Source organism: Mesorhizobium sp. AR10, from assembly GCF_024746795.1.
In the GTDB taxonomy this organism is placed as follows: Bacteria; Pseudomonadota; Alphaproteobacteria; order Rhizobiales; family Rhizobiaceae; genus Mesorhizobium.
In genome coordinates this window covers 4,689,687-4,715,623 of sequence record NZ_CP080524.1, presented here as the reverse complement: position 1 = coordinate 4,715,623, position 25,937 = coordinate 4,689,687, and the positions used below count along the sequence as shown (strand labels likewise).

Below are 25,937 nucleotides of genomic sequence, written 5' to 3'. Positions count from 1 at the left end.
GCGTTTACGCTTCGCCTTTGTGTCTGCGATCACCGCCTGGCATTGGCTCCGACATCGAGGCCTACTTCCGGGATCCCTTACCTCCGGCATCCTACCGGCTGCGTTCGCTTGAACTAACGCTTGCTGTTCACCGGCTTGCGATTATGGTTGGCGAAGTTTCTGAGGCGGCAGGGGAAACAGCATTTGCCTCGTCGATCAGCTCGATCGCACCTGCTTGGTCTGATCGCGGCCGCGGTGATACCCGTCTGGCTCTTCGCGGCCTATCTGCTGGTCCAGTATGCTGTGCATGAGCGGTCCCGCTTCGAACAGGACGCACGCCAAACGGCCCGGCAGGTTTCGCTCGTCGTCGAGGGCGAACTGGCCAATCTCCAAACGACTCTCAACGGCCTGTCGAAATCGCCTGGTCTGGCCAATGGCGATCTGGAGGCCTTTCGCGGCGAGGCGCTCAGCCTGGTCGAAGGGACGGACCGGATCATTGTCCTGCGCGATTCAGGTCGCAATCAACTGTTGAATACAGAGATCGGGCACGGTGCAGTTCTGCCGCCGGTCGAACCGATGCCGGCGGGGGATCTGGAGAAACTCAGGGCGTCTGGCACTTTCGTCAGCGATGTCTTCGCCCGCAAGGATTCCAAAGATCAGCGCATCGCCGTTGCCATACGGGTGCCGGCGCCGACGGGCGAAGACCTGGTCCTTTCGATTTCTGTCCCAACCGCGCGCATTCGCGATGTGATGATGCCTGCTGTGCCTGAGGGGTGGACGGTTGGTGTTGGCGATCGCGACGGAAGTTACGTGGCTCGTTCCAGGTCGCATGAGGAGATGACCGGCAAGCCCGGATTGCCGGAATATCTGGAAAAAATCGTTGGCCACTCCGGCAGCTTCACATCCCGCAACTTCGAGGGCACCACGCTGCTGGCAGGCTACTACCGATCCTCTTATTCCGATTGGTTCTATACGGCCAACGTACCGCTTTCTCAGGTGCAGGCGCCGCTGTGGCGCTCGCTCGCGGCGATTTGCGGGATCGGCCTCCTCGCCCTTTTCGTGTCGGCAGCTCTTGCCTACGTCGTAGGCAAACACTTCACCGGAGCCGCTAGAGATCTGGCGGCTCGCGCTGATGCGCTGGGCCATGGCCGCCCGGTTGAACCAATGTCCACCTCCGTGGAAGAGTTCGCTACCATTGCGCAGGCGTTGGTAGACGCAGAGCGTGCCATTGCCGAGCGCCGGTATGAGTTGGAGACAGTACTGGAGACGGTGCCGGCGGCGGTCTGGTTCACCTATGACCCGAAAGCCCTTCAGGTCATACGCAATCGCTTTGCGGCGGAACTCATGGGTCTGCCGAATGACGCCCGCAAATCGTTTGGTGCGCCCGATCTCGTGATCAACACCGTAGCCGTCAAGGACGGGCAGACCGTGAGCCGGGAGGACCGACCTCTAAGTCGGGCAATGCGCGGAGAGCTGACGGACAACGAAGAATTCGCCTATACCCTTCCGTCGGGCGTGGAGCGCTTCCTGCTCTCGAGCGCGCGTCCGATCCGCAGCCCAAGCGGTAGCATAATTGGTGCCGTGCAGATCAGCCTTGACATAACCGACCGCAAACGCGGCGAAGAGCATCGCAAATTGCTGGTCAACGAATTGAACCACCGCGTCAAGAACACGCTTTCGGTGGTCCAGGCCATCGCCAGCCAGACGATCCGCAACGCAACCACTTTGCCTGAGGCAGGACGGACCCTGTCCAGCCGGCTCATCTCCCTGGCGAAGGCACACGATATCCTTACGCAGAAGAACTGGAGCGGCGCCGATCTCAATGATCTGATCACAGCGTCGATCAAGCCACATGCACCGATCGAACGATTTCAAATCAGCGGAGAGAAGGTTTGGCTTCCGCCAAACGTCGCCCTTTCATGTGCTCTGGCGCTTCATGAACTTACGACAAATGCGATCAAATATGGGGCGCTGTCGAACGCAAACGGCAGGGTTTCGATATCCTGGAAGCTTGCTGGTCAAAAACGGCAACGCCGACTTGAACTCGAATGGCGAGAGACAGGCGGCCCAACCGTCGGCTCTGTCGAGCGCAAGGGGTTTGGCACCCAGCTTCTGGAGCGCGTATTCGATTCCGATTCCGGGGGCCGCGTGGTGCTGACTTTCGAAAGGTCAGGACTGGTCTGCATTTTTCGGGTGAACTTGTCTGAGCCGAATGAGGCTGAAGCACATTTCCTGAGCAGGGAAACTTAGCTCACCGTCCAGTTCCGAACTATTTGCATAGGTATGTATAGGAAGAAGCTCCAATCATTAGCCAGACTGTATCTTGCCTTTGGCCGCTACTCGGCCACGCCAAGGTCGAATGTGGCGGTTATGTCAGAGCAGGCGGACGTTTTCTGCTTGGTGCTTCGGGTGTCCGCCAATGGCGCAGGGCAACCGTTGCGGGATTGCCGCTTCGGTTGGGTCGCGAGCACCTCTCCAAACCCACTTGCCTTACTCGCATTCTCGTCCTAGTCTCCTTTGAGAAAACCTTTTCCCAAACTCCGAAGCATCCGTCGACCCACCACATCGACACGCTACGGGCCTGTAAGAGAAAAGCTTTTCCCAGATTGAAGGACCGACGCCCGAACGATGGTTTCCGACGCGCAACCAACGCCTGTCTCTGCCAAGCAGCCGGTCACCTTGCGCGAGGTTGCGGCGATGGCCGGCGTCAGTGTCGCCACGGCCTCAAAAGCGCTGAACGGGCAGGGGCGGATGACCGCCGAGACGCGCCAGCGTATTCGCGAGACGGCGCAGCGTCTCGGCTTTCGGCCCAACAGCCTGGCGCAGAGCCTGCTTCGGCGCCGCTCGTTCACCGTCGGCCTGCTGACCAACGACACCTATGGCCGCTTTTCGCTGCCGGTCATGTCCGGCATTTCGGACGCGCTGGTCGATGCCGGCGTCTCCGTGTTCCTGTGCAATGTCGAGGACGACCCGCGGCTGGCGCAGCTGCATGTCGAGGCGATGCTGGACAAGCGCATCGACGGCATCATCGCCAGTGGCAAGCGCATCGACCGCCATCTGCCGGTCGACCTCGCCAATCTCGGCGTTCCTGTGATCTACGCCTTCAGCCAACCGGATCCCGGCGCCATCGCTTTTGTCTCGGACGATGCCGGCGGCGCGCGCCTGGCGGTCGAGCACTTTTGCCGGCTCGGGCGCCGCCGCATCGCCCATGTCACGGGACCGGCGAGCTTTGCCGTGGTGCATGCGCGGGCGCAGGCCTATCGCGACGTGCTGACCGAGAACGGCTTGCCCGTCACCGAGCCCATGCTGGGCCCGTGGTCAGAAGCCTGGGGGCACGAGGCGATCGGGACGCTGTTCGACGGGAAGGGTGAAAAACCCGACGCTGTCTTTTGTGGCAACGACCAGATCGCGCGCGGCGTCATCGATGCGCTGCGTGAGCGCGGCCTTGGCGTGCCCGACGATGTCGGCGTCATCGGTTTCGACAATTGGGAGATCGTGGCCGAGGCAACGCGCCCGCCGCTGACCTCTATCGACATGAACCTGGCCGCCCTTGGGCGAGAGGCCGGCCTGGCTCTGCTTTCGCTCGTCGGCGGCCAACCCGCCGAGCCGGGCATTCGAAAACTGCCGTGCCGGCTGGTGGTGCGTCAGTCATGCGGCCGTCCGCCGGACGGCTGAGGAACTTAGGGTCGCGCGGGAGCGCTACCACAGGGAGGAGAACAAACCATGAGGAGGAGAACCATGAGACCTATGATCGCCGGGCTCGCCTTTGCCGCGAGCATTCTGGGCACGCTGGCAACAGCCGCGGCCGCCGACACCGCCAACATCTGGGTTCGCGCCGACGGCTCGAACTTCATGCCGCGCATCGTCGATGCGTTCAACAAGGCGCATGAGAACCAGATCAAGCTGGACATCATTCCCAATGCCGAGATCATCCCGAAATATGGTGCGGCCGCCGCCGGCGGCACGGCGCCGGACGCGCTGTCGCTCGACCTGATCTACACGCCGGCCTTCTCGGCCGCCGGCCAGCTCGAAGACATCACCGACTGGGCGAAATCGCTGCCCTATTTCGCCAGCCTGTCGCCGGCGCACGTCAAGACCGGTACCTACAAGGGCCGCATCTACGGCCTGCCGTTCTCCGCCGATAGCTCGGTGCTGATCTGGAACAAGAAGCTGTTCAAGCAGGCCGGCCTCGATCCAGAAAAAGGCCCGACCAACTGGGCCGAGATCGAAGCCGACGCCGAAAAGGTCAACGCGCTCGGCGGCGACATCAAGGGCTTCTACTTCTCCGGCAATTGCGGCGGCTGCAACATCTTCACCTTCACGCCGCTGATCTGGGCCTCGGGTGGCGACATCCTCACCGAGGACGGCTCGAAGGCGACGCTGGACAGCCCGCAGCTGCGCGGCGCCGTCGACCTCTACCGCTCGATGGTCAAGAAGGACCTGGTGCCGGCAGGCGCACAGACCGACACCGGCTCCAACTTCTTTGCCGCCTTTGCCGCCGGCAACATCGGCATCACGCCGTCCGGCGCCTTCGCCATCGGCGCACTCAACACCCAGTATCCCGATGTCGACTATGGCGTCACCTTCCTGCCGGGCAAGGATGGCGGCTGGTCGTCCTTTGCCGGCGGCGACAACTTCGTTGTCACCAAGGGCACCAAGAAGCTCGCCGTGGTGAAGGAGTTCCTCGATTTCGCCTATTCGCTGGAGGGCCAGACGATCCTGGCAAAATATGGCAGCCTTCCCGTGCGCGGCGACATCGCCAAGGAGGCGTTGAAGGATCTCGATCCGCGCTATCAGATCGCCGCCGAAGCCATGGCCAAGGGCCGCACGCCCTACACGGTGGTGTTCAACGACCTGATCAATTCCGCCAACGGGCCGTGGACGCAGATGGTCAACGAGGTCTTCTTCGGCGACGATGTCGATGGCTCCATCGCCAATGCGCAGGAGACCATGCAGTCGATCATCGATCAGGCGCCGCAGAAGTAGGCAAGCGCCGGCCCAACCTCCCCCTTGAGGGGAGGTCGGACCGCAGGTCCGGGTGGGGTCATCTCGGCAGTGCTCGACGGTCTGTTCTGTCGGCGCGTTTCGCAGAGGACCCCGGCCTTCGACCGGACCCTCCCCTCGAGGGGGGAGGGGAACGCAGCGCAAATGGAAGAGCAGGCATGAGCTCCATCGCAACAGCACCGCCACGTGCCAGAAAACTGGTCGGCGCCGGCCGCCGGCAGTGGATCGGCTTGCTCTATGTCGCGCCGGCCGTCGCGCTGGTTGTGGTCTTTTTCATCGTACCGCTTTGCATGACGGCGTGGATGTCGCTGCACAATTGGCCGCTGATGGGCGAGCACAGTTTTATCGGCTTCGACAATTACCGGGCGATCCTGCGCGACAACCGCTTCTGGAATGCGTTGAGCTTCACCGGCTACTACACGGTGGTGGTGACGATCGCGATCTTCGCGGTGGCTTTTCCGCTGGCTCTGTTCATCGAAAGGCCGCGGCCGCTGACCGGCTTTTACCGGACATCCTTCTTCATGCCGGCCGTCGTCGGCTTCGCCTCGGCCAGCCTGTTGTGGTCCTGGCTGCTCAATGTCGATTCCGGCCTGTTCAGCCCGGCCGCCTACGACCTCGGCCTGACCGCAAAGAAGGTCAACCTGCTGGCGACCTTCCAGCCGGCCTTCTGGTCGATCATCGCCATGGTGGTCTGGAAGGTGGCGGGCTTCACCATGATCATCCTGATGACCGGCCTGCAATCGATCCCGACCGACCTGCAGGAGGCGGCGAAGATCGATGGGGCAGGGCCGCTGGCCCGGTTTCGCGCCATCACCTTGCCGCTGATGCGCCGCACGCTGGCGCTGGCGCTGATCCTGTCCGTTGCCGGCTCGATCCTGGCGTTCGACCAGTTCTACATCATCCTGCGCGGCGGCCCGCGCAACCAGACGCTGACGGCCGTCTACTGGATTTTCAACCAGTCCTTCGTGTCGTTCAAGCTCGGCTACGGCGCCGCCCTGTCGATGATCCTGCTGGTCATCCTGGTCGTGCTCAGCCTGGTTCAGCTGTGGCTGCTGCGCAAACCGGAGGGCGTTGACTGATGGCGCAGGCACGGAGCCGCAAGAGCCGCATCCGGCTCGGAATTGCCGAGCATTCGACCGGCATGATCGCGTCCGCGCTGTTCATCGCGCCGATCGTCTGGGCCGTGCTGTCGACCTTCAAGCCGGCGCCGGAGGCGCGCAAGCCGCCGCTGCCGCCGTGGCCGACGACGGGCTTCTCGGTCGAGAACTACGCCACGCTCAACACCTTCGGCGACGGCCTCTGGCTGCCGGCGCAAAACAGCCTCTATGTCTCGGTGATGACGGTGATCCTGTCGGTCATCGTCAGCGTGCTCGCCGGATACGGCTTCTCGCGCTTCCGCTTTCCCATGAAGGATCTGCTCTTCGTCGTCATCCTGTCGACCATCATGATCCCGTTCCAGTCGATCCTGACGCCGATCTTCCTGGTGCTGACCAAGATCGGCCTGCACAATACGCTGACTGGGCTGGTCTGCGTTTATGTCACGCTGCAGCTACCGTTCTCGATCTTCATGATGCGCAACGCCTTCGACGCGGTGCCGCGCGAGATCGAGGAGGCCGCGCGCATGGATGGCGCCAACAATGTCACCATGCTGTTGAAGGTGATGTTGCCGCTGGTCTGGCCGGGCATCGTCACCATCGCGCTGTTCGCCTTCCTCGGCGCCTGGAACGAATTCCTGGCCGCCCTGGTGCTGATGACCGACCAGTCCAAATTCACGCTGCCGATCATGATGACGGCGCTGCAGTCGGGCCGCTTTGGCGCCATCGACTGGGGCGCGGTGCAGGCGGGTGTCACCGTTATGATGGTGCCGTGCCTGGTGCTCTTCCTGTTGCTGCAGCGCTTCTACATCCGCGGCCTGATGGCAGGGGCCGTGAAATGACCACTCGAACTGATCCGGAGTTTAAGTTGATGACCGCATCCCAAGCCGCCAATCAAGCCGCCAAGGTGGGGCAAGCCGCCAAGCCCGGCAAACCGGGCCTCGCCTTCCGTCCGCTGCCGGTGCCGCAGGTCGACGTGCGCGGCTTCTGGGGCGACCGCGTGGATGCCGTTGCCTCGCGCACCGCCGACATTCTCTACGAGCGCTGCGTGCAGGCGCGCATGCTGGAGCAGATCGACCCGGACCGGCCGTCGCCAGGCGTCGTCATTCCGTTCCATTCGCCGTCGCCGGACGAGGCAGCCAGCCCCGGCTTCACCGGCTCGACGGTCACGACCCAGATGTTCTGGGATTCCGATTGGGGCAAGACGATCGAGACCGCCGCCTATTCGCTCTACCGACGCCGCAACGATGCGCTTGAGGCCAAGATCGACGCCGTCATCGACATGTACGGCAAGCTGCAGCAGCCCGACGGCTATCTGTCGAGCTGGTACCAGCGCATCCAGCCTGGTCTTCGCTGGACCAATCTGCGCGACTGCCACGAACTCTATTGTGCCGGCCATCTGATTGAGGGCGCGGTCGCCTATTACCAGGCCACCGGCAAGCGCAAGCTGCTCGACATCATGTGCCGCTATGTCGACCACATCGCCGACACCTTCGGTCCCGAGTCCGGCAAGAAGAAGGGCTATTGCGGCCATGAGGAGATCGAGCTGGCGCTGGTCAAGCTTTCGCGCGTCACCGGCCAGCAGAAGTACATGGACCTGGCAAAATACTTCATCGACCAGCGCGGCCAGCAGCCGCATTATTTCGACGAGGAAGCGCGCGCCCGCGGCGCCGATCCGAAGGCCTATCATTTCAAGACCTACGAGTACAATCAGTCGCACAGACCGGTGCGCGAGCAGGACAAGGTCGTCGGCCATGCGGTGCGGGCGATGTACCTGTTTTCCGGCATGGCCGACATCGCCACCGAATATGGCGACGACACGCTCAGGGTCGCGCTTGATCGTCTCTGGGACGATTTGACCACCAAGAACCTCTACATCACCGGCGGCATCGGGCCGTCGGCGCACAATGAGGGTTTTACCGCCGATTACGACCTGCCCAACGAAACCGCCTATGCCGAGACCTGCGCCTCGGTCGGGCTGGTGTTCTGGGCGAGCCGTATGCTCGGCATGGGTCCCAACGCGCGCTATGCCGACATGATGGAACGGGCGCTCTACAACGGCTCGATCTCCGGCCTGTCGCTCGACGGATCGCTGTTCTTCTACGAGAACCCGCTGGAAAGCCGCGGCAGGCACAACCGCTGGAAATGGCACCGCTGCCCGTGCTGCCCGCCCAATATCGGCCGCATGGTCGCTTCGATCGGCAGCTATTTCTACAGCCTGTCCGAGGATGCGCTGGCGGTCCACCTCTATGGCGACTCGACGGCGCGCTTCGAGATCAAGGGACGGCCGGCTAGCCTGATCCAGACCAGCAATTATCCCTGGGATGGCGCGGTCTCGATCCGGATCGAAGCCGAAGCGCCGGTCGAGTTCACCTTGCACCTGCGCGTACCGGCCTGGTGCGGCAAGGCGGCGCTCAAGGTCAACGGCGCGTCGGTCGATCTGGATGACGTCACCAGCGACGGCTATGCCGCGATCCGGCGCGAGTGGCGCCAGGGCGACCGGGTGGAACTCGATCTTGAAATGTCGATCGCCCGCCTGTTTGCCAATCCGGAGGTGCGCCAGGACATCGGCCGCGTCGCACTGTCTCGCGGCCCGCTGATCTATTGCGTCGAGGAGACGGACAATGCCGGCCAACTGCATCGTATCACCTTGCCGCGCACGGCAAAGATCGATGCGCGTGCCGAGCCGGATCTGCTGGGCGGCGTCGTTACGCTCTCGGCCACCGGCAGCAGGGAGGCCGCCGAAAACTGGGACAACGGGCTCTACCGCACCGATCCGCCCGCCACGGGCGAGGCGAAACTCACCGCCGTTCCCTATTTTGCCTGGGACAACCGCGAACCGGGCGAGATGCTGGTCTGGCTGCGGGAAGGATGAGAAACTTCGTTACAGGTGGACGAAAGCTGTAAGCGGCAGATGATCGGAGGCAACCCGCGAAAGTGGTGTGTCATGGGCTTCCACTGACGAGACCATCCCGTGCCGATTGGCCATGATTCGGTCGAGCGCCAGGAGCGGCAGGCTCGACGGAAAGGTGGGAACTGCCGGCGGCGAAGGACCAAAAGTCTTATGCAGCGTGTTCAGCGCAGAACGGTTTCCGAGCCGCCATTCGTTCAGGTCGCCGAGCAGCAGCGTCGGCTTTTCGTCCGGGCTGTTCATGATATCGAGCACGACACGGGCCTGTTCGGAGCGTGATCGGCGCAGCAAGCCGAGATGCGCCGCGATGATGCGCAGCGTGCGTTTCTCGTCCATATCGATTTCGACAACCAGGGCTCCGCGTGGCTCCAGGCCCGGCAGCTTTATCTGGTGGACATCGCGAACGGTGCCGCGCCTGAAAAGCAGAACGTTGCCGTGCCAACCGTGCCCCTTGCCGTTTCCGGACACCGGCACGGGCACCAGACCAGTCTCCACTTCAAGACGCCCAAGATCGAGAAGCCCGGCGCGGTCGCCGAAACGGCTATCGGCCTCCTGCAGCGCCATGACGTCCGGGCCGATTTCCCGAATGACGCGTGCAATTCGTTCGGGGTCGAACTTTCTGTCGACGCCCACGCATTTGTGAACGTTGTAAGACGCGACCAGTGTGCCGGTGGCATCCATAGGCTTACGCGGCTCGGTCCTCGTCGTCCGAGATTTTCGGCGGCGAATGGACAGGAGCATGTTCTCAGGGAGGTTGCGTCCGGTTCTCTGCATCTTGTCTGCTGCTCGTCTTCCCCAGATATAGGTCCCGCTAGAGATAAGGCGATCCCAACCACAGCACCCGGTCGAACAGGCGAACGACGAATGGCCGGGACTTCAAGGTTTCGAGTGTCACGGGTACGGCGGAATCAATTGCCGATCCGATACGCGCTTCGATCTCGGCGGCAAAGCCTGCATCCAGAACCTCCATGTCGATCTCGAAATTCAGCCTCAGCGACCGGGCATCCAGGTTGGAGGAGCCGACAAAGGCCCACACTCCGTCGACCGACAGCAGCTTCGAATGGTCGAACGCCCCCTCGTGGCGCCATACGCGGCAATAGTGCTTCAGCACCTGGTCGAATTGCGCCGTCATCGCGCGGTCGACAAGGAGGAGGTTGTTCACCGCGGGCACGACGATGTCGATCTCGACACCGCGCCTGGCCGCCGTAGTCAATGCGCTGATCAGTTCCCGATCCGGCAGGAAATAGGGCGACATGATACGGATCGATTTGCGGGCGACAGAGAAGGCCCCCATCAGCAATTTGTGGTTCGTTTCGATACTGGCATCCGGCCCCGACGCCACCGCCCGCACCAGCATCGGTTGACCCGGAGGCGGCGAGGGCTTGTCCACCTGCCAGACGTCGCCCTTGAGGGCCTCGTTGCCTGCGAAGCGCCAGTCCTCGGCGGCAATCGAAAAGAGGTCGGCCACCACCGGCCCGGTGACCTGGAAATGCGTATCCCTGGCGCTGGTGGCGCCGGCGAACTCGGCTGAGAATCCCTTTCGGATGTTCATCCCTCCGGTAAATGCGACTGTGCCATCGACGACAAGGATCTTCCTGTGCGTTCGCAGATTGGCATAGGGAAGACGCAGCCCCATGACGATGTTGCCATTGAAGAGATCGACGGTGATGTTTTCTTCTCTGAGATGCCCAAGGATGCTGGGGACGGAGTAGCGAACCCCGACGGCATCGATCAGCACGCGAACGCTGACCCCGCGTCGGACCGCTCCGGCCAGCGATTCGACGAAAAGCCGCCCGACATCGTCATTGTCAAAGATGTAGGTCTCGAGAAGGATGCTGCGTTGCGCACCGTCGATCGCCCGGCGCATCGCGGCATAGGCATCGTCGCCGGTTTTCAATATCGAAATTGCATTTCCTGATGTCAGGGCGCTCCGCGCTACCCTGTCGCCCAATGTCTTCAGTCCAGCGAACCGTTGGCCAAAGCGGCCGGAAATCAATTGTTCAGCGGCAATGTCGAGGTCGTGTTTCGCGGAAGTTGCTTCGCCGGCTGAGGGGCGCATGGCGCTGATCGTTGCACGACGGATCCGGTTTATGCCGGCAAGGGCGTAGATGATCGCGCCAACGAACGGCGACAGGAGCATCACGCCCACCCAGCCAGTGGCTGCGCGGACATCCTCCTTCGTCATGATGGCGTGGACGATGCCGAGGGTCGCCATCACCACCGGAATGATCACGAGGACCTGGGGCCAGTGATTCGCTAGGGTCTGCAACATCGGCAGGACTATCCGGCGAGCGGTCGCAGAAGGCAATGCAGCTGATATGGGCCGTCCCAGCGCTCTGGGAAACGAGCGCGGCGGTCAGGCCAATTCCGCGCGGCCATGAGAAGGCCGCCCCTGGTCGTTGGATAGTCTTTGGTACAGGCAATACTGAAAGCCGGAGTTCTCAGTCCTTGGCGCGCTCGACATAGGCGCCATCAGCCGTCATCACCACCACGCGGGTGCCGGCGCTGATGTGCGGCGGCACCGCCGTGCGCACGCCGTTCGACAGCGTCGCCGGCTTGTAGGACGACGACGCGGTCTGGCCCTTTGTCACCGGTTCGGTCTCGACGACCTCGAAGGTGGCGCGTTGCGGCAGTACCAGCGAGATGGCGACGCCATTGTGCTGCGAGACCTGCACCGCCATGCCTTCCAGCAGATAGGGCGCAAAGTCGCCGACCACGCTTTCCGGCACCGCGACCTGGTCGTAGGTTTCCGGGTTCATGAAATGGAAGCCTTCGCCATCGCGATAGAGGAAGGTGTGCTCACGCTCCTCGACATAGGCGCGCTCGACCTGCTCGGTGGTGCGGTAGCGCTCCGAAACCTTCACCCCGTCGGCGATGCGGCGCATGTCGAGCTGCGTCACTGGCGTGCCCTTGCCAGGGTGGATGTTTTCGGCAAAGAGGATCACATAAAGCTTGCCGTCCTTATCGACGACGTTGCCTTTGCGTAAGGAACTGGCGATGACCTTCACCACGGTTTTCAATCCTGCTAAAGTTTGTTGGCGGCGCAAATCGGCTGCGGGAGCCGTCGCCCTAGCGCATCTTGACTGCGACCGCCAGTCTTCTGTGCAAATCCGCCGCTCATGACCGCCGCTTCACCCTGGTGGACGCCTGATGTTCACGCCGACCGCCGGCCGCGGCTGATCCTGCGCAACGCCATCGCCGCCGCCCTGCGCGACTGGTTTGCCCGCCGCGATTTCATCGAGGTCGAGACATCGGCACTGCAGGCCTCGCCCGGCAACGAGGCGCATCTGTCGGCCTTCGCCACTGAGGCGATCGGTGCGGACGGGTCGCGCTGTCAGCTCTATCTCCACACCTCGCCGGAATTCGCCTGCAAGAAGCTGCTTGCTGCCGGCGAAAAGCGAATCTTCAGCCTGGGCGCGGTCTGGCGCAACCGCGAGCGCGGCCCCTTGCATCATCCCGAATTCACCATGCTCGAATGGTACCGGGTTGCCGAGACCTATGAGAGCTTGATGCGCGATTGCGCCGAGCTTGTAGCACTTGCGGCCGAGCGTGCAGGGGCAAAACGCTTCAGCTTTCGTGGCCGCGAGGCCAATCCGTTCGCCGAGCCGGAACGCTTGAGCGTCGCCGAGGCCTTCATGCGCCATGCCGGCATCGACTTACTGGCCACGGTGGCCATGGACGGCAGCACCGACCGCGAGGCTTTGCACGCAGCGCTGGTCGGGGCTGGCCTGCGCACGGCGCCGGACGACCACTGGGCCGACCTGTTCAGCCGGGTGATGGTGGAAAAGGTCGAGCCAATGCTTGGACAGGGGCGCGCCACCATCCTCTATGGCTATCCGATCTCGGAAGCCGCGCTTGCCCGGCCAAGCGCCGACGATCCAAGGGTCGCAGAACGCTTCGAGCTCTATTGCTGCGGCGTCGAGCTTGCCAACGCCTTTGGCGAACTGACCGATGCGGCCGAGCAGCGCCGGCGCTTTGCCGCCGAGATGGACGAGAAGGAGCGCGTCTATGGCGAACGCTATCCCCTGGACGAGGATTTCCTCGCAGCACTCGCCATCATGCCGCAGGCGAGCGGCGCAGCACTTGGCTTCGACCGGCTGGTAATGCTGGCGACAGGCGCGCTCAGGATCGACGACGTGATCTGGACGCCGGTGGCTGATTCCTAGCTCAATGCGCGAAAATCTGCTCCAGCGAGCGAAAGCCCTTGAATTCGAGCGCATTGCCTGAGGGGTCGCGGATGAACAGCGTCGCCTGCTCGCCTGGCTCGCCCTTGAAGCGCACCATCGGCCGTTCCAGCCAGTCGACGTCGGCGCGGGCCGTGAGCCGCGCGGCCAGCCGCTCCCATTCGTCCATCAACAGCACCGCGCCGAAATGCGGGATCGGCACGACAATGCCGTCGACCTTGCCGTCGACGGCGGCCTGGGTCGCCTGTGGCCGCAAATGCGCCGACATCTGGTGGCCGAAAAGATCGAAATCGACCCAGGTCGCCGACGAGCGGCCGATGGCGCAGCCGAGTACCTCGCCATAGAAAGCGCGGGTTTCATCGAGATCACGGACCGGGAAAGCAAGATGGAAAGGCGTCATGGCGAATGCTCCGAACAGGCTACGATGCTTAGAGATGCATTTTGACCGATGCACCGCGGCGGATGCATCTTGATTGCCGCTTCTCCCATTGCACAAGCCGCAGTGGAACAATAGATGGTGCACCAGCGGCAACCCCGATAGCCGGCTGAAAAACAGGATCATGCGCATGACCGATACGCTCGATGCAGCCAAATTGACCGACCGCGTCGCGGCCCTGGTCGAGGCTGCCAAACGGGCCGGCGCCGACGCCGCCGACGCGGTTGCGGTGCGCGGCCGCTCGGCCGGCGTGTCGGTCCGGCTCGGCAAGGTCGAGAGCACCGAAGCCTCCGAGGGCGAGGATGTCTCGCTGCGCGTCTTCGTCGGCAACCGGGTGGCAAGCGTCTCGGCAACGGTGGCATCGGACCCCAAGGCGCTGGCCGAGCGTGCCGTTGCCATGGCCAAAGTGTCGCCAGAGGATCCCTATCAGGGCCTCGCCGATCCGGCCCTCCTGGTCGGTACCCCGCGCGACCTCGACCTGTTCGACGCCACCGAAGTGTCGACCGACCAGTTGAAGGAAGCGGCTCTTGCTGCGGAAGCTGCAGCCCTTGCCGTCAAGGGCGTGACCAATTCGGCCGGCAGCGGCGCCAGCGCCGGTCTCGGCGGGCTGGTTCTGGCCACGTCGCAGGGTTTCGTCGGCCACTATGTCGCCTCGCGCTTTTCGCGCTCGACCAGCGTCATTGCCGGCGAGGGCACCGGCATGGAGCGCGACTATGAATTCTCCTCGCACCAGCATTTTTCCGATCTCGACGCGCCCGAGGATATCGGCCGCAAGGCCGGCGAACGCGCCGTGCGCCGCATCGGTGCGCGCAAGGCGGCGACCGGGCCGGTCGACGTGGTGTTCGACCCGCGCGTCGCGCGTGGCATCGCCGGCCATCTCGCCGGCGCCATCAACGGCGCCTCGGTGGCGCGCAAGACCAGTTTTCTGCGCGACATGATGGGCAAGCAAGTGGCTGCGGCCGCGATCACGGTCACCGACGAGCCGCTGCGGCGGCGTGGCCAGGCCTCGCGCCCCTTCGACGGCGAAGGCATCGAAGGCGAAAAGCTGTTCATGGTCGAGAAGGGCGTGCTGAACCACTGGTTCCTGTCGACCTCTGCTGCGCGCGAACTCGGCCTCGTCACCAACGGGCGCGGCTCGCGCAGCGGCTCCTCCGTTTCGCCATCGTCGACCAATCTCGCCATCGAGCCGGGTGAACGGTCGCCGGAAGACCTGATAAAGTCGCTGAAGACCGGCTTCTACGTGACCGAAGTGTTCGGCCAGGGGGTCGACATGGTGACCGGCGAATACAGCCGCGGCGCGTCCGGATTCTGGATCGAGAACGGCGAGCTTGCCTACCCTGTTGCCGAGGTGACCATCGCTTCCAATCTGAAGACCATGTTCCTCAACATGGTTCCGGCGAGCGATCTCGACCGCAATTTCAGCACTGCGGCCCCCACGCTTCTCATTGAAGGCATGACCCTTGCCGGAGCGTGACCCGGCAATATCGGCCGGGGCCTCCAAAGACTTGGCCGTGCTGCGCGATGCGGCCCGCGAGGCGGGCGTCATCGCCATGCGCTACTTCGGCAACAATCCGCAAGTGTGGATGAAGGAGGGCACCTCGCCGGTCAGCGAGGCCGACCATGCCGCCGACGCCTATCTGCGCGAGACCTTGCTTGCGGCACGGCCGGACTATGGTTGGCTGTCGGAGGAGACGGCCGACGATCCGGTTCGACTTTCAGCGCGCCGCACCTTCGTCGTCGACCCCATCGACGGTACGCGCGGCTTCCTCGAAGGCCTTCGCTCGTGGTGCGTCAGCGTCGCGGTGGTCGAGGACGGCCGCACGCTTGCCGGCGTGCTCGAATGCCCGGCCAGGGAGCAGACCTATTGGGCGTTGCCCGGTGAGGGTGCTTTCCTCAATGGTCATCGCATTGCCGTGCGCCGCCCGCCGGCGATGGTCGAAATTGGCGGGCCGAAGCCATTGATCGACCTGATGCCGGCGGCGTGGCAAAGCCGGCTGCAGCGCGTGCCCCATATTCCCTCGCTCGCCTATCGTCTGGCGATGATTGCCGGCGGCATGCTCGACGCGAGCTTCGTCAAGCCCAACGCCCATGACTGGGACATCGCCGCCGCCGATCTTATCCTGCGCGAGGCGGGGGGCGCCTTGCTCGACCGGCATGGCCGCGCGCCGCTTTATGCCGGCGAAATCATCCGTCACGGCGCGCTCGCCGCCGGCAGCGGCGAACTGCTGACCGTCCTTGCCGGCGTGATTGCCGGGTTCGAAGCGTGATCGAAGGTTCCAAAGTCGACCGCTTTGGTCTAGACCTGTCACAAACTCACGATATGTGAAGGACCGACATGACCGCGGAAGACGGAAAGAAGCAGCTTTTGCACCTGGTGTTCGGCGGCGAACTCAAGAAGCTGGGCGGAACCGATTTCCGCGATCTCGAGGCGCTCGACATCGTCGGCGTCTATCCCGACTATCAGTCCGCGCACACTGCGTGGAAAGCCAAGGCGCAAGCCAGCGTGGACAATGCCCATATGCGTTATTTCGTCGTTCACCTGCACCGGCTGCTCGACCCAGACAGCAAGGTCGCCGGTTGACTTCGATGGATCATGATGTGGCGAAAGCGCCGGCCACCGAGGCGGCGCCCGCGGGCAGGGGCCGCAGCCGCACGACCAAGGCCTTTTGGCGCAGGATACGCGAACCGCTGGCGCAGTCGCGATTCGTCAAGAATGCCATCGCCAGCCTGTTCGCCCAGTTCGTGCGCCTGGTGCGCCTGACCAGTCCCTTGGTCGCCGGATCGGCGCGGTTTTCGAGCGGCGCCTATCGAGAGTTCGAGCCCGGCATTATCGCCCTCTGGCACGGCCAGCACATCCTTACACCGGCCTACTATCCCAAGCGCAAGTCGTTGGTCGCCATGGTATCGCGCAGTGCCGATGCCGAGCTCAACGCGCTGATGCTGGAGAAATTCGGCATTGAGGCGGTGCGCGGTTCCGGCGGCCGTGAAAGCACCAAACATCTAGACAAGGGCGGGGCCAAGGCGCTGATTGCCCTGAAAAAGTCGCTCGCCACCGGCAAGAACGTCGCCATGATTGCTGATATTCCCCACGGCACGCCGCGCGACGCGGGGCTTGGCATCGTGCTTCTGGCACGCCTCTCTGGCCGGCCGCTGTTGCCTGTCGCCATCACCACCAGCCGCCGCAAGGTCCTGGAGAAGAGCTGGGACAAGACCACCATCAACCTGCCGTTCGGCCGCTCGTCCATCGTTATCGGCACGCCGATCTTCGTGCCCGCTGACGCCGACGATGCCGAAATGGAACGCAAGCGCCTCGAACTTACCGTCGCGCTCAATGCCGCGACAGCCGAGGCCTATCGCCTCGTGGACGGCCGGCGATGAGCGTGCGCTGGGCGCGCGCCTTCCTGACGGCCTACCGTTTTGCGGGTGCAGTCGCCTATCCGCTGATTGGGCCCTATGTCGCCTGGCGCACCTCCCAGGGCAAGGAAGATCGCAAGCGCAGCCGCGAGCGCTATGGCGTTGCCGGGCGCGCGCGCCCGGACGGACCGGTGATCTGGATCCATGCGGCGAGCGTCGGCGAGACCATCGCGGTCGTGCCGCTGGTCGAGAGCATTCTCGACTACGGCGTCAACATCGTCCTGACGACGGGGACGGTGACCTCGGCGCAGGTGGCCGACGAGAGGCTCGGCAACCGCATCATCCACCAATATGTGCCGCTCGACCTCAAGCCGGCGGTCAGCCGTTTTCTCGACCACTGGCGGCCGGACCTGGCGATCATCGCCGAATCGGAGATCTGGCCGATGACCATCCTGGAACTCGGCGCCCGCCGCGTGCCGCAGGTGCTGGTCAACGGCAGGCTGTCCGACCGTTCGTTCAAATCCTGGAAGAAGCGCGCCAACATCGCCGAAGCATTGTTCGAGAATCTCGCCCATGTCGTCGCCCAATCCGCCGTCGACGGCGAACGCTTCCTCTCGCTCGGCGCCCGGCCGGTCACCGTGTCCGGCAACCTCAAGGTCGACACCTTGCCGCCGCCGGTTGACGAAAGGGTGCTGTCCACCTTGAGGCGCCAGATCGGCGCCCGCCCGACCTGGGCGGCGATCTCGACCCATGATGGCGAAGAGGTTGTGGCCGCCGAGGTTCACGCGATGCTGTACAAACGCCACCACGGTCTTTTGACGATCGTCGTTCCGCGTCATCCCGACCGCGCCGAAGCGCTTGCCGCGCAGATTTCCGGCTTGGGCCTCAAGGTCGCGCGGCGCAGCAAGGGCGACAAGATCACCGCCGATACGGATATTCTGCTCGGCGATACGATCGGCGAGATGGGGCTGTATCTCAGGCTGACGGAAATCGCCTTCGTTGGCCGTTCGCTGACTTCGGAGGGCGGCCAGAATCCGCTGGAGCCGGCCATGCTCGACACTGCGGTACTCGCCGGCCGCAATGTCCAGAATTTTCGCGAAGCCTATCAGCGCCTGCTCGACAGCGGCGGCGCCAAACTGGTGCGCGATCGCGACATGCTGGCCGGCGCCGTCAATTTCCTGCTGAGCAACGAAGTGGCCCGCCACGAGATGATGGCGGCGGGGGCGGCGACCGTCGACGAGATGCGCGGCGCCCTGGCGCGCACGCTGAAGTCGCTCGAGCCTTACATCCAGCCGCTGGTCGTCAAGTCGCGCCTGAAGGGCGCCGACGGACGCTAGGGTGGCCAGCGAAGCGCCGCCCTTCTGGTGGGAAGAGCCGGACTGGCGTGTGCTGGCGCTGTCGCCGCTGTCCTCGATCTATGCCGCTGTCGCTGGTCGCCGCATGCGGCGGGCAGTGCGCGAAAAGGTCGGCGCGCCAGTGCTTTGCGTCGGCAACTTCACCGTTGGCGGCACCGGCAAGACGCCGGTTGCGATCGCGCTGGCAAGGCAGGCCAGGCGCATGCAGCTCAATCCAGGGTTCCTGTCGCGCGGCCACGGCGGCTCCTTTGCGCAGCCGCATGTCGTCGATCCGCATCACGACGCCGCCAAGCATGTCGGCGACGAGCCGCTGCTTCTGGCCGAACATGCGCCGGTGGCGGTGACGCCGAACCGCGCCGCCGGGGCGCGGCTTCTGCTCGAAAGTCATGGTTGCGATTTCCTGATCATGGACGACGGCTTCCAGAGCGCCCGCATCCACATCGATTATGCGCTGGTGGTTGTCGACGCGCGCTACGGCATCGGCAATGGCCGCGTCATTCCCGGCGGGCCGCTCAGGGCCAACATCGTCGACCAACTGGTCTTCACCAGCGGGCTTCTGAAGATGGGCGAGGGCCTTGCTGCCGACGCGGTTGTCCGCCAGGCGGCGCGCGCCGGCCGGCCGATCTTCGAGGCGCGTACCGAGCCAAAAGGTGGGAAAAGGTTTGCCGGCAGGCGGTTTCTCGCCTTTGCCGGCATCGGCCATCCCGAAAAATTCTTCGACACGGTGCGTGAAGCCGGTGGCGACGTTGCGCTGAGCCGGTCGTTTCCCGACCATCATTTCTATGCCGAGGATGAACTTGTCGAACTGGCGGCGACGGCGCGCAAAGAGGGCCTTGGCCTCATCACCACCGCCAAGGATGCGGCCCGGCTGCGCCACGGCGCATCGCCGGAGTTTCTTGGCCAGCTCGACGTGCTGGAGATCGACACCGTATTCGAGCTCGACAATGTACCCGAACGCATCATCGATGAGACGCTGGATGCCTGGCGGCAGCGCAAGCTGAGGGGCTAGCCCAAGCCAGAGGCAGATCAACGCCGGCTGCGCAGGTCCGGATGCGCCTCGATCTCGCGGCGCAGCGAGGCGGCGGCGCTGACATAGGGCTCTTGCCTGGCGACGCTCCAGTATTTGAGCTCGTCCAGCGGGATGTTCTCGCCGGTCACCGCGCAGCGCACGAACGCGCCGGGGCTGGTGACCTGGAAGTCGCCGTCGAGGTAACGGATGCGGGCTTCCTTGCCGCCGGGGCCTTCGAAGCGGTTCATCATGAGGTGGCGCCAAGGTTCATGAGGATTTCATCGCCACAAATTGCCGGCAAGGTCAAGCTTGACGCAATGCAGAGGCTCTATTGTCAGGTTGGAAAACCACTGTTGTGGGATCGGCATGGACATTTCATCTGCCCGCCTGACCGCGTTGCTGAGGCAGGCGATGACGCCGCAGGCCGTGCCGTCGGCAAGGGCCGATCCGGTCAGGACGGCGCTGGTCAAGGCGCTGGTGCAACTGCCGGTACCGAACGGCGTGACCTCGCAACCGGCAGCGCCGGGGTTGCCGGTCTTGTTGCCCGCAACTGCCGCAAAGACCCAGCAGATGTCGTCACCGCAGGTCGTCCAGGCCTATCTGGCACTGGTCGAGCCGGGTGCCGATGCGGCGAGCACTGCCGTACCTGCAGCGACGGCGGCGAAGCAACCGGCAACGGGTGGCGACGAGGCGCAACGCACTCTGGCAGTGCCTCTGGCAAAGCCAGATGATGCTGGAGTGGCGAGGCCGGCAGCCTTGCCGTGGCTGGCGCTGTTCGCGCCTGAGGTTTCGCCCCCGCGCCGCGCGTCTGTGACCGCTGAGGCGACAGAGCGAGGGCAGGCGGCTTCCAGGTCAGGCGATGCGGCGCGGCCTGAAAGGCAGATGAGCGTCGGATTGATGTCGCTTGCGGCCGGTCTGTTGGCCGCTGCGATTGTCGGCTTCGTTCTGCTGTTACTTCGCTAGCCCTCAGCCTCGATGAAGGCTTCCATCTTTTCCGGTGCAAGCCCGGCCTGGATGGCGATGCGCCGCGCCAGCTCGGCGGCGGCAGCGCGCGGCCGGCCTATCGGCCGGTCGAGCCAGTAGGACACGGGGTTGAGTGCGGTGCGCTCGTCCACAGTGACGATGCGGCCCGATTTCAGTTGATGCTCGGTCAGTGGCGGACGCGCCAGCGCGATGCCAAGCCCGTGTGCGGCGGCGTCGAGCACCAGATTATAGTCCTCGAAGCGGCGATCCTGCGGGCGCGGGCGGTAGTCCATGCCCTGCGCGGCAAGCCAGGCGCGCCAGGCCGAAGCGTCGGAATCGTTGATCAGCGGAAACTTGAGCAGCCGGGCGGGGTCGCCGCGGCCGATCTCCTTGGAGAGGTCCGGTGAGGCGATCGGGAACACTTGTTCCTCGAACAGCTGTACCGAGACACGGCCGGGAATGCGCCCACGCCCGCAGCGGACCGACAGATCGATGCCCTCGTCGGCGAGGTCTGCCTGTCGGTTATCGACATCGAGCACGATACGCAGCTTGGACGGGTTGTTTTCCAGCGCCGCCATGCGCGGCATCAGCCACAGCCCGCTGACCGACGGGATTGAGGTCAGCCGCACCACGGCGGTGCCGCGCGGTTCGACCCAGCGGTCGGAATGGCTTGATATCAGTGCGAAGGCTTCCGCCGTGCGCAGATGCAGCCGGTTGCCCTCGATCGTCAGCGCGACGCCGCGCGCACCGCGATCGAACACTTTGAGCCCGAGCCAGTCCTCGAGCTTGGCAATCTGCCGGCTGACGGCGCCATGGGTGATGTTGAGCTTCTCGGCGGCGGCCGAAAAGCTGCCTGTTCGTGCCGCGGCATCGAAGGCGCGGAGCGTTTCGAGCGGTAGCATAGTGTCTGAGCTGTGATCCATAGTCACAGCTGATCCTTGATTTGGTCGTTTGTCAACCAGCCAAGAAAGGCGTTTCCTGTCGTTCAAGGGACGAAACCGCGAGGGACAGTGAGATGAGCGCAATGACCGGCACGTTGAATCCGACACAGCGGATGGACACCACGGCGGCCATCGCCGTTGCGTTGACGGTGGTCGGCTGGGCCTCCGCATTTCCGGCGATCCGCGCCGGCCTCGTCGCCTTCGGGCCGCTGGAACTCGGTGCGCTGCGCTTTGCCTTCGCCGCGGTGCCGGCGGCGATCTTCCTCGCCGTCAAGCGCCCGACACTGCCCAGGCTCGACGAACTCTGGCGCTTCGGCGTCGGCGGCGTCATTTTTGTCGCACTCTATACCGTGATGCTGAACTACGGCGAGCTGACGGTTTCGGCCGGGGCGGCTGGCTTCATCATCAATGTCAGCCCGATCTTCACCGCCATCATGGCCATGGCGCTACTCGGCGAGCGTTTCTCCGGGATGGCCTGGCTCGGCACCGCCATTTCCTTCGCCGGCATCGGTATCATTGCCGTCGGCGAGGGGCAGGGCCTGCACGTCAATAGCGGCGCGCTGCTCGTGCTCGGTTCCGCACTCTGCTCAGCCGTCAACACCATCGTCCAGAAGCCGCTGTTTGCCCGCCACCACCCGCTGACCATCGCCGCCTCCAACATGGTGCTCGGCGCGCTCTGCCTGTTGCCCTTCCTGCCGAGCGGCCTGGCGCAAGCGGCGGTTGCCGACACGGCTGGCCTCGGCGCCGTCGTCTTCCTCGGCATCGTACCCAGCCTGATCGCCTACGCTGCCTGGTCCACCGCGCTGTCGCGTCTGCCCGCCGCCCGCGCTTCGAACTTCCTCTATCTGGTCTCGCCGGTGGCGACGCTGATTGGCTTCTTCTGGCTGGGCGAAGTGCCGACGCTGCTCGGTATCCTCGGCGGCGCATTGGCGCTCGGCGGCGTCATCGTGGTCAATTTGAAGAGGTGAATCAAGGTTTGGAAGATTTGGTTGAATAAAAAACGCCGCCCCATCAGGGCTTTGGCGCTGGTTGGCGGGCAAGCGAGCTTACGAAGTCTGAAATCTGACGGCTGCCACGCAAGTTTATCACCGGCACCAGCGGCCCCCTGGCCAAACGCTCCTGCTCGATGTGCGATCGATCGTCACGATCGAAATTCCAGATGTAGCGCAGAAATGACAAATACTCCTTGTCCAGCGTCTCGCGGCATCCTGCCGGAAGATCGGGCCGAGGCCGGTTCAATGCACTGCGCAATACGACCCGGCTCAAACAAATCAGGCGAGGAGTATCGAGCCAGACGATGAGATCAGCGCGGGGAAGCCTTAAATCGAATGTCTGCCGATAATAATTTCCCTCGCACACCCACTCGTCGCCAGAGACTGCCTCGCTAACGCGTGCGCGGAAAACCTCGAGACGAGGTTTGCTCCAGCCTAGCCCCCAGAACAGTTTGTCCAAATGCACGACCGGCAATTTCAGCCGTTCGCCCAATTCCCTTGCAAGGGTTGATTTGCCGCTTCCGGCATTTCCGAGGATTACGATCCGTTGCACAAAGCGACCTCAGAAAGCGGTGAAGGGTATAGGGACTGTCTTCACCGCCGCCCGAACAGCCTTTCGATGTCGGCGAGTTTCAGCTCGATATAGGTCGGGCGGCCGTGGTTGCAGGTGCCGGAGCCCGGCGTCGCCTCCATCTGGCGCAGCAGCGCGTTCATCTCCTCCGGCTTGAGCAGGCGGCCGGAGCGCACCGAACCATGGCAGGCCATGGTCGCGGCGATTCTGTCCAGCCGGCCTTTTAGCGTGTCGACCGTGTCGTTGTCGGCGATCTCGTCGGCAAGGTCGCGCACCAGTTGCTGGACATTGGTCTCGCCGAGCATCGACGGCGTCTCGCGCACCGCGACCGCACCGGGGCCGAAGCGTTCGATGCCGAGGCCGAAGCGGGCCAGCGTCTCGGAGTGCAGAGCCAGCCGCTCGGCATCCTCTTCCGGCAGGTCGACGATCTCGGGTAAAAGCAGCATCTGCGACGGCACCGCGCGGGAGTGGAGCGCATTCTTCAGCGCCTCGTAGACCAGCCGCTCATGCGCCGCATGCTGGTCGACGATGACGAGCGAATCCCTGGTCTGCGCGACGATGTAGTTTTCATGCACCTGAGCCCGTGCGGCGCCCAGCGCCGTGCCGAGCAGCGTCTGTGCCGCCTCATCCAGCCCGGCGCGCGCGTCGGCGCTGTGCAGCGGCCCGGCGTCGAAAGCAGCCTGATCGCTTTCACCGAAGGCTCCATTTCTGCCCCCCGTATGGTCAAAGCCGCCGCCTTCGAACTGCATGTCGAGCGGCCGCTGCGAGGAACGGGCCGGGTCGAAGCCGGAACCGGAGGCCCGGTACGCCGCCTCGTAGCTGCGGTGGCCGTTGGCCGGACCGGCATGAGCATAGGATGCGGCACCCGGCCGGAATGCCGCCATCATGCCGGCCGCACCCGTGGTGGCGGCGCGGATGCCGGCATTGGCCAGCGCCTCGCGGATGGCGCCGACGATCAACCCGCGCACCAGTCCCGGATCGCGGAAACGGACATCGGCCTTGGCCGGGTGGACATTGACGTCGACGATGGCCGGATCAAGCGTCAGGAACAGCACGGTGACCGCATGACGGTCGCGCGGCAAAACGTCGGCGAAGGCGCCGCGGATGGCGCCGGCGATCAGCTTGTCTCGCACCGGCCGTCCGTTGACATAGGCATATTGCTGCAGCGCGTTGGCACGGCTGAAGGAGGGGATCGAGACGTGACCGGCGAGATGCACATCGTCGCGCACGGCGTCGATGGCAATGGAATTGTCGGGAAAGTCGGCGCCCATCACTTGCGCAACGCGGCGCAAGCGGCCTTCCGGGCTGTCGTCGGTCGCCGGCAATTCCAGCGTCGAGCGGTCCGAGCCGGCCAGCGTGAAGCGCACGGCGGGGAAGGCGATGGCAATGCGCTTGATGACGTCGCTGGTGGCCGAGCTTTCGGCGCGCTCGCCCTTCATGAATTTGAGCCGCGCCGGCGTGGCGAAGAACAGGTCGCGCACCTCGACCGTGGTGCCGCGATTGGCCGCCGCCGGTTTGACGGCGGAAACGCGGCCGCCCTCGATGCCGATCTCGGCGGCACTGTCGCCCGATGCGGTGCGCGAGCGGATCGACAGCCGCGCCACCGAGCCGATCGACGGCAGCGCCTCGCCGCGAAAGCCGAGCGAGCGGATGTCGTGAATGTTCTCGGCAAGCTTCGAGGTGCAGTGGCGCGCGATCGCCAGCGACAACTCCTGTTCGGGAATGCCCGAGCCGTCGTCGGTGACGCGGATCAGGTTCAGCCCGCCGCCGGCGGTGACGATCTCGACTCTGCTTGCGCCAGCATCAAGCGCATTCTCGACCAGTTCCTTGACCACGCTTGCGGGACGCTCGATGACTTCGCCGGCGGCGATCTGGTTGATCATCGTTTCGGAAAGCTGACGGATGGGCATGAGGGCATCTTACACGGATTCGTGCCACCGCGTGCAAGGACTGGATATGGATTCGACGGCTCATTCCCGCCAGGCGAGCACTCCGTCAATCAGCCGGTCCATGACAGCCGGGCCTTCAGCAAGCACATATCGTCGCCAGGCAGTGTCGCGTGGACAACAGACGTTCAAATAATCCTCGCGAAGCAGGTCATGATCCGGATCGTCGCGGCCTTCCGACCGCAGCCAGCGGTCCAGGCGGTCGGCCCGGAACAGAGTATATTCGTCGACGGTTCCAAACTCGATGACGGCGCCGGCGATCCTCGACGCCGGCAATTCCTGACGGATCGCCTTGCAGAGAAGGCCTTCATATCTGGGCACGGCACCGGCATTGAAGGCGTGTCTGTCTCCTTCGCCGCGACTCCACCAGCCGGCAGCAGCCTTGTGTTCCGGAGTGCCTTCTTCGTCGAAGATCAGATATGCGATCTCGCCGAAACGTCCGATGCAGGTGTGCCAGTCGATGAACCCGATGGTCTTCGTGGCGCCGAGGTGTTCGTTGACGATTCCGCGGAAGATGCGATTAGCCCATTCCGGCCCGTTTCCAGTGTAGAAGATGCCGTCCGGGCGGTGGCCTTGGCCGGCCCACGCCTCGTTCTCGATGTGCCAGCCGTGCTCATCGAGAAAGCTCTTGTAGGCCAGATGCGCGGCGAGCTCGTCACGAGCATGGAGTCCATCGGCATGCAGGAAAGGAACCAGCTTGTCGTAGGAAGGATTCTGGCGACCGTAGGTCGAACCGGCCGGCAGAAAATTTCGGTTGAGGTCGACATTGTTTTCGGTCGCCCGAGTTTTATGGGAGAACGCCCAGGGATTAATGGCATGCACGAGCACGATCTTGAGGTCTTTCAGATCAACGTCGGCAGCTCGCGACGCCAGCCAGCGATGCAGGATGGCGGAGGCACAGTAGCCTTCGGCTCCGTGGGTCCCAGTGATGACGATCGCCGCGCGATCGGCGTCGTCGGTGCCGAGCACAGCGACATCGCAGACGAGACGCTCGCCATCCTTTCCCTTGAGGTCGTCGCGCCCATAGCTGTGGATGCGCGCTTCGGCATCGCGAGCGGCGGCAAGAAACTTGTCCCGTGCTTCGGCATAGCTGTCGGAAAAACTGTCGACCATGATTGATATGTGCCTCTCGCCCGCGTCGCGTAGCGGCCAGCCCCTGCCCAAGCGACACTACAACAATCGCCAGTACAATCCGTTG

At 64.0% G+C, this 25,937-nt stretch carries 24 protein-coding genes; 15 read left to right on the top strand and 9 right to left on the bottom strand.

Annotated elements, in window-relative coordinates; genetic code table 11:
- Nucleotides 1-120: 120 nt before the first annotated feature.
- The 6 genes from LHFGNBLO_RS26465 (at nt 121) to LHFGNBLO_RS26440 (ending at nt 8,952) form a co-directional block, all read left to right on the top strand.
- Nucleotides 121-2,229, top strand: coding sequence for a sensor histidine kinase (locus tag LHFGNBLO_RS26465; RefSeq protein WP_258602232.1), 2,109 nt, complete (start codon nt 121-123; stop codon nt 2,227-2,229).
- A 378-nt stretch (nt 2,230-2,607) separates the two neighbouring features.
- Nucleotides 2,608-3,654: a LacI family DNA-binding transcriptional regulator gene (locus LHFGNBLO_RS26460; protein ID WP_258602231.1), complete on the top strand. Its 1,047-nt coding sequence runs from the start codon at nt 2,608-2,610 to the stop codon at nt 3,652-3,654.
- A gap of 63 nt (nt 3,655-3,717) precedes the next feature.
- Nucleotides 3,718-4,965 carry an ABC transporter substrate-binding protein gene (locus LHFGNBLO_RS26455; RefSeq protein ID WP_258602230.1) on the top strand — a complete coding sequence of 416 codons (1,248 nt, stop codon included), beginning with the start codon at nt 3,718-3,720 and terminating at the stop codon, nt 4,963-4,965.
- Between the two features lie 176 nt (nt 4,966-5,141).
- Nucleotides 5,142-6,062, top strand: a complete 921-nt coding sequence (locus LHFGNBLO_RS26450; protein WP_258602229.1) for a carbohydrate ABC transporter permease — start codon at nt 5,142-5,144, stop codon at nt 6,060-6,062.
- Complete coding sequence (locus LHFGNBLO_RS26445) at nt 6,062-6,919, top strand: carbohydrate ABC transporter permease (protein ID WP_258602228.1); 858 nt, start codon at nt 6,062-6,064, stop codon at nt 6,917-6,919. Before LHFGNBLO_RS26450 ends, LHFGNBLO_RS26445 begins: the two co-directional genes overlap by 1 nt.
- Nucleotides 6,920-6,948: 29 nt before the next feature.
- Nucleotides 6,949-8,952: a glycoside hydrolase family 127 protein gene (locus tag LHFGNBLO_RS26440; RefSeq protein ID WP_258602227.1), complete on the top strand. Its 2,004-nt coding sequence runs from the start codon at nt 6,949-6,951 to the stop codon at nt 8,950-8,952.
- A 9-nt stretch (nt 8,953-8,961) separates the two neighbouring features.
- On the opposite strand, the gene LHFGNBLO_RS26435 is transcribed toward LHFGNBLO_RS26440, so the two are convergent.
- The 3 genes from LHFGNBLO_RS26435 to efp form a co-directional block, all read right to left on the bottom strand.
- Complete coding sequence (locus LHFGNBLO_RS26435) at nt 8,962-9,762, bottom strand: endonuclease/exonuclease/phosphatase family protein (protein ID WP_258602226.1); 801 nt, start codon at nt 9,760-9,762, stop codon at nt 8,962-8,964.
- A gap of 37 nt (nt 9,763-9,799) precedes the next feature.
- The gene (locus LHFGNBLO_RS26430) at nt 9,800-11,260 is read right to left on the bottom strand and encodes a phospholipase D-like domain-containing protein (RefSeq protein WP_258602225.1); all 1,461 of its coding nucleotides are present in this window, start codon (nt 11,258-11,260) and stop codon (nt 9,800-9,802) included.
- A gap of 169 nt (nt 11,261-11,429) precedes the next feature.
- Nucleotides 11,430-11,996 carry an elongation factor P gene (gene efp / locus LHFGNBLO_RS26425; protein ID WP_258609905.1) on the bottom strand — a complete coding sequence of 189 codons (567 nt, stop codon included), beginning with the start codon at nt 11,994-11,996 and terminating at the stop codon, nt 11,430-11,432.
- A gap of 111 nt (nt 11,997-12,107) precedes the next feature.
- Between efp and epmA the strand changes: the two genes are divergently transcribed.
- Nucleotides 12,108-13,154, top strand: coding sequence for an EF-P lysine aminoacylase EpmA (epmA, locus tag LHFGNBLO_RS26420; RefSeq protein ID WP_258602224.1), 1,047 nt, complete (start codon nt 12,108-12,110; stop codon nt 13,152-13,154).
- 1 nt (nt 13,155) lies between these two features.
- Here the strand turns inward: epmA and LHFGNBLO_RS26415 are convergent, their stop codons facing one another.
- Nucleotides 13,156-13,572, bottom strand: coding sequence for a VOC family protein (locus LHFGNBLO_RS26415; protein WP_258602223.1), 417 nt, complete (start codon nt 13,570-13,572; stop codon nt 13,156-13,158).
- Between the two features lie 166 nt (nt 13,573-13,738).
- Here LHFGNBLO_RS26415 and LHFGNBLO_RS26410 point away from each other — a divergent pair, with 166 nt between their 5' ends.
- The 6 genes from LHFGNBLO_RS26410 (at nt 13,739) to lpxK (ending at nt 19,326) form a co-directional block, all read left to right on the top strand.
- A complete protein-coding gene (locus tag LHFGNBLO_RS26410) occupies nt 13,739-15,082 on the top strand; it encodes a TldD/PmbA family protein (RefSeq protein ID WP_258602222.1) in 1,344 nt (447 codons plus the stop codon).
- Nucleotides 15,069-15,875 carry a 3'(2'),5'-bisphosphate nucleotidase CysQ gene (locus tag LHFGNBLO_RS26405; RefSeq protein WP_258602221.1) on the top strand — a complete coding sequence of 269 codons (807 nt, stop codon included), beginning with the start codon at nt 15,069-15,071 and terminating at the stop codon, nt 15,873-15,875. The genes LHFGNBLO_RS26410 and LHFGNBLO_RS26405 overlap by 14 nt, the downstream gene beginning before the upstream one ends.
- A gap of 68 nt (nt 15,876-15,943) precedes the next feature.
- Nucleotides 15,944-16,189: a DUF4170 domain-containing protein gene (locus tag LHFGNBLO_RS26400; RefSeq protein ID WP_258602220.1), complete on the top strand. Its 246-nt coding sequence runs from the start codon at nt 15,944-15,946 to the stop codon at nt 16,187-16,189.
- 5 nt (nt 16,190-16,194) lie between these two features.
- Nucleotides 16,195-16,986 carry a lysophospholipid acyltransferase family protein gene (locus tag LHFGNBLO_RS26395; RefSeq protein ID WP_258602219.1) on the top strand — a complete coding sequence of 264 codons (792 nt, stop codon included), beginning with the start codon at nt 16,195-16,197 and terminating at the stop codon, nt 16,984-16,986.
- Nucleotides 16,983-18,299, top strand: a complete 1,317-nt coding sequence (waaA, locus tag LHFGNBLO_RS26390) for a lipid IV(A) 3-deoxy-D-manno-octulosonic acid transferase (RefSeq protein WP_258602218.1) — start codon at nt 16,983-16,985, stop codon at nt 18,297-18,299. Before LHFGNBLO_RS26395 ends, waaA begins: the two co-directional genes overlap by 4 nt.
- Before the next feature lies 1 nt (nt 18,300).
- Nucleotides 18,301-19,326 carry a tetraacyldisaccharide 4'-kinase gene (lpxK, locus tag LHFGNBLO_RS26385; protein WP_258602217.1) on the top strand — a complete coding sequence of 342 codons (1,026 nt, stop codon included), beginning with the start codon at nt 18,301-18,303 and terminating at the stop codon, nt 19,324-19,326.
- 17 nt (nt 19,327-19,343) lie between these two features.
- Here lpxK and LHFGNBLO_RS26380 read toward each other — a convergent pair whose 3' ends face one another.
- Nucleotides 19,344-19,577, bottom strand: a complete 234-nt coding sequence (locus LHFGNBLO_RS26380) for a DUF2093 domain-containing protein (RefSeq protein WP_258602216.1) — start codon at nt 19,575-19,577, stop codon at nt 19,344-19,346.
- Between the two features lie 115 nt (nt 19,578-19,692).
- Here LHFGNBLO_RS26380 and LHFGNBLO_RS26375 point away from each other — a divergent pair, with 115 nt between their 5' ends.
- Complete coding sequence (locus LHFGNBLO_RS26375; RefSeq protein WP_258602215.1) at nt 19,693-20,289, top strand: hypothetical protein; 597 nt, start codon at nt 19,693-19,695, stop codon at nt 20,287-20,289.
- Here the strand turns inward: LHFGNBLO_RS26375 and LHFGNBLO_RS26370 are convergent.
- Entirely contained in the window at nt 20,286-21,212 is a 927-nt protein-coding gene (locus LHFGNBLO_RS26370; protein WP_258602214.1) for a LysR substrate-binding domain-containing protein, read from the bottom strand. The two genes, LHFGNBLO_RS26375 and LHFGNBLO_RS26370, sit on opposite strands and share 4 nt — an antisense overlap.
- Nucleotides 21,213-21,304: 92 nt before the next feature.
- Here LHFGNBLO_RS26370 and LHFGNBLO_RS26365 point away from each other — a divergent pair, with 92 nt between their 5' ends.
- Complete coding sequence (locus tag LHFGNBLO_RS26365; protein WP_258602213.1) at nt 21,305-22,198, top strand: DMT family transporter; 894 nt, start codon at nt 21,305-21,307, stop codon at nt 22,196-22,198.
- Between the two features lie 43 nt (nt 22,199-22,241).
- Here the strand turns inward: LHFGNBLO_RS26365 and LHFGNBLO_RS26360 are convergent, their stop codons facing one another.
- Genes LHFGNBLO_RS26360 through LHFGNBLO_RS26350 form a run of 3 tightly spaced genes read right to left on the bottom strand, consistent with a single transcriptional unit; the run spans nt 22,242 to nt 25,852 of the window.
- Nucleotides 22,242-22,775 carry an AAA family ATPase gene (locus LHFGNBLO_RS26360; RefSeq protein ID WP_258602212.1) on the bottom strand — a complete coding sequence of 178 codons (534 nt, stop codon included), beginning with the start codon at nt 22,773-22,775 and terminating at the stop codon, nt 22,242-22,244.
- 41 nt (nt 22,776-22,816) lie between these two features.
- A complete protein-coding gene (gene mutL / locus LHFGNBLO_RS26355) occupies nt 22,817-24,703 on the bottom strand; it encodes a DNA mismatch repair endonuclease MutL (RefSeq protein WP_258602211.1) in 1,887 nt (628 codons plus the stop codon).
- A 60-nt stretch (nt 24,704-24,763) separates the two neighbouring features.
- Nucleotides 24,764-25,852: a M14 family metallopeptidase gene (locus LHFGNBLO_RS26350; RefSeq protein WP_258602210.1), complete on the bottom strand. Its 1,089-nt coding sequence runs from the start codon at nt 25,850-25,852 to the stop codon at nt 24,764-24,766.
- Nucleotides 25,853-25,937: the final 85 nt, after the last annotated feature.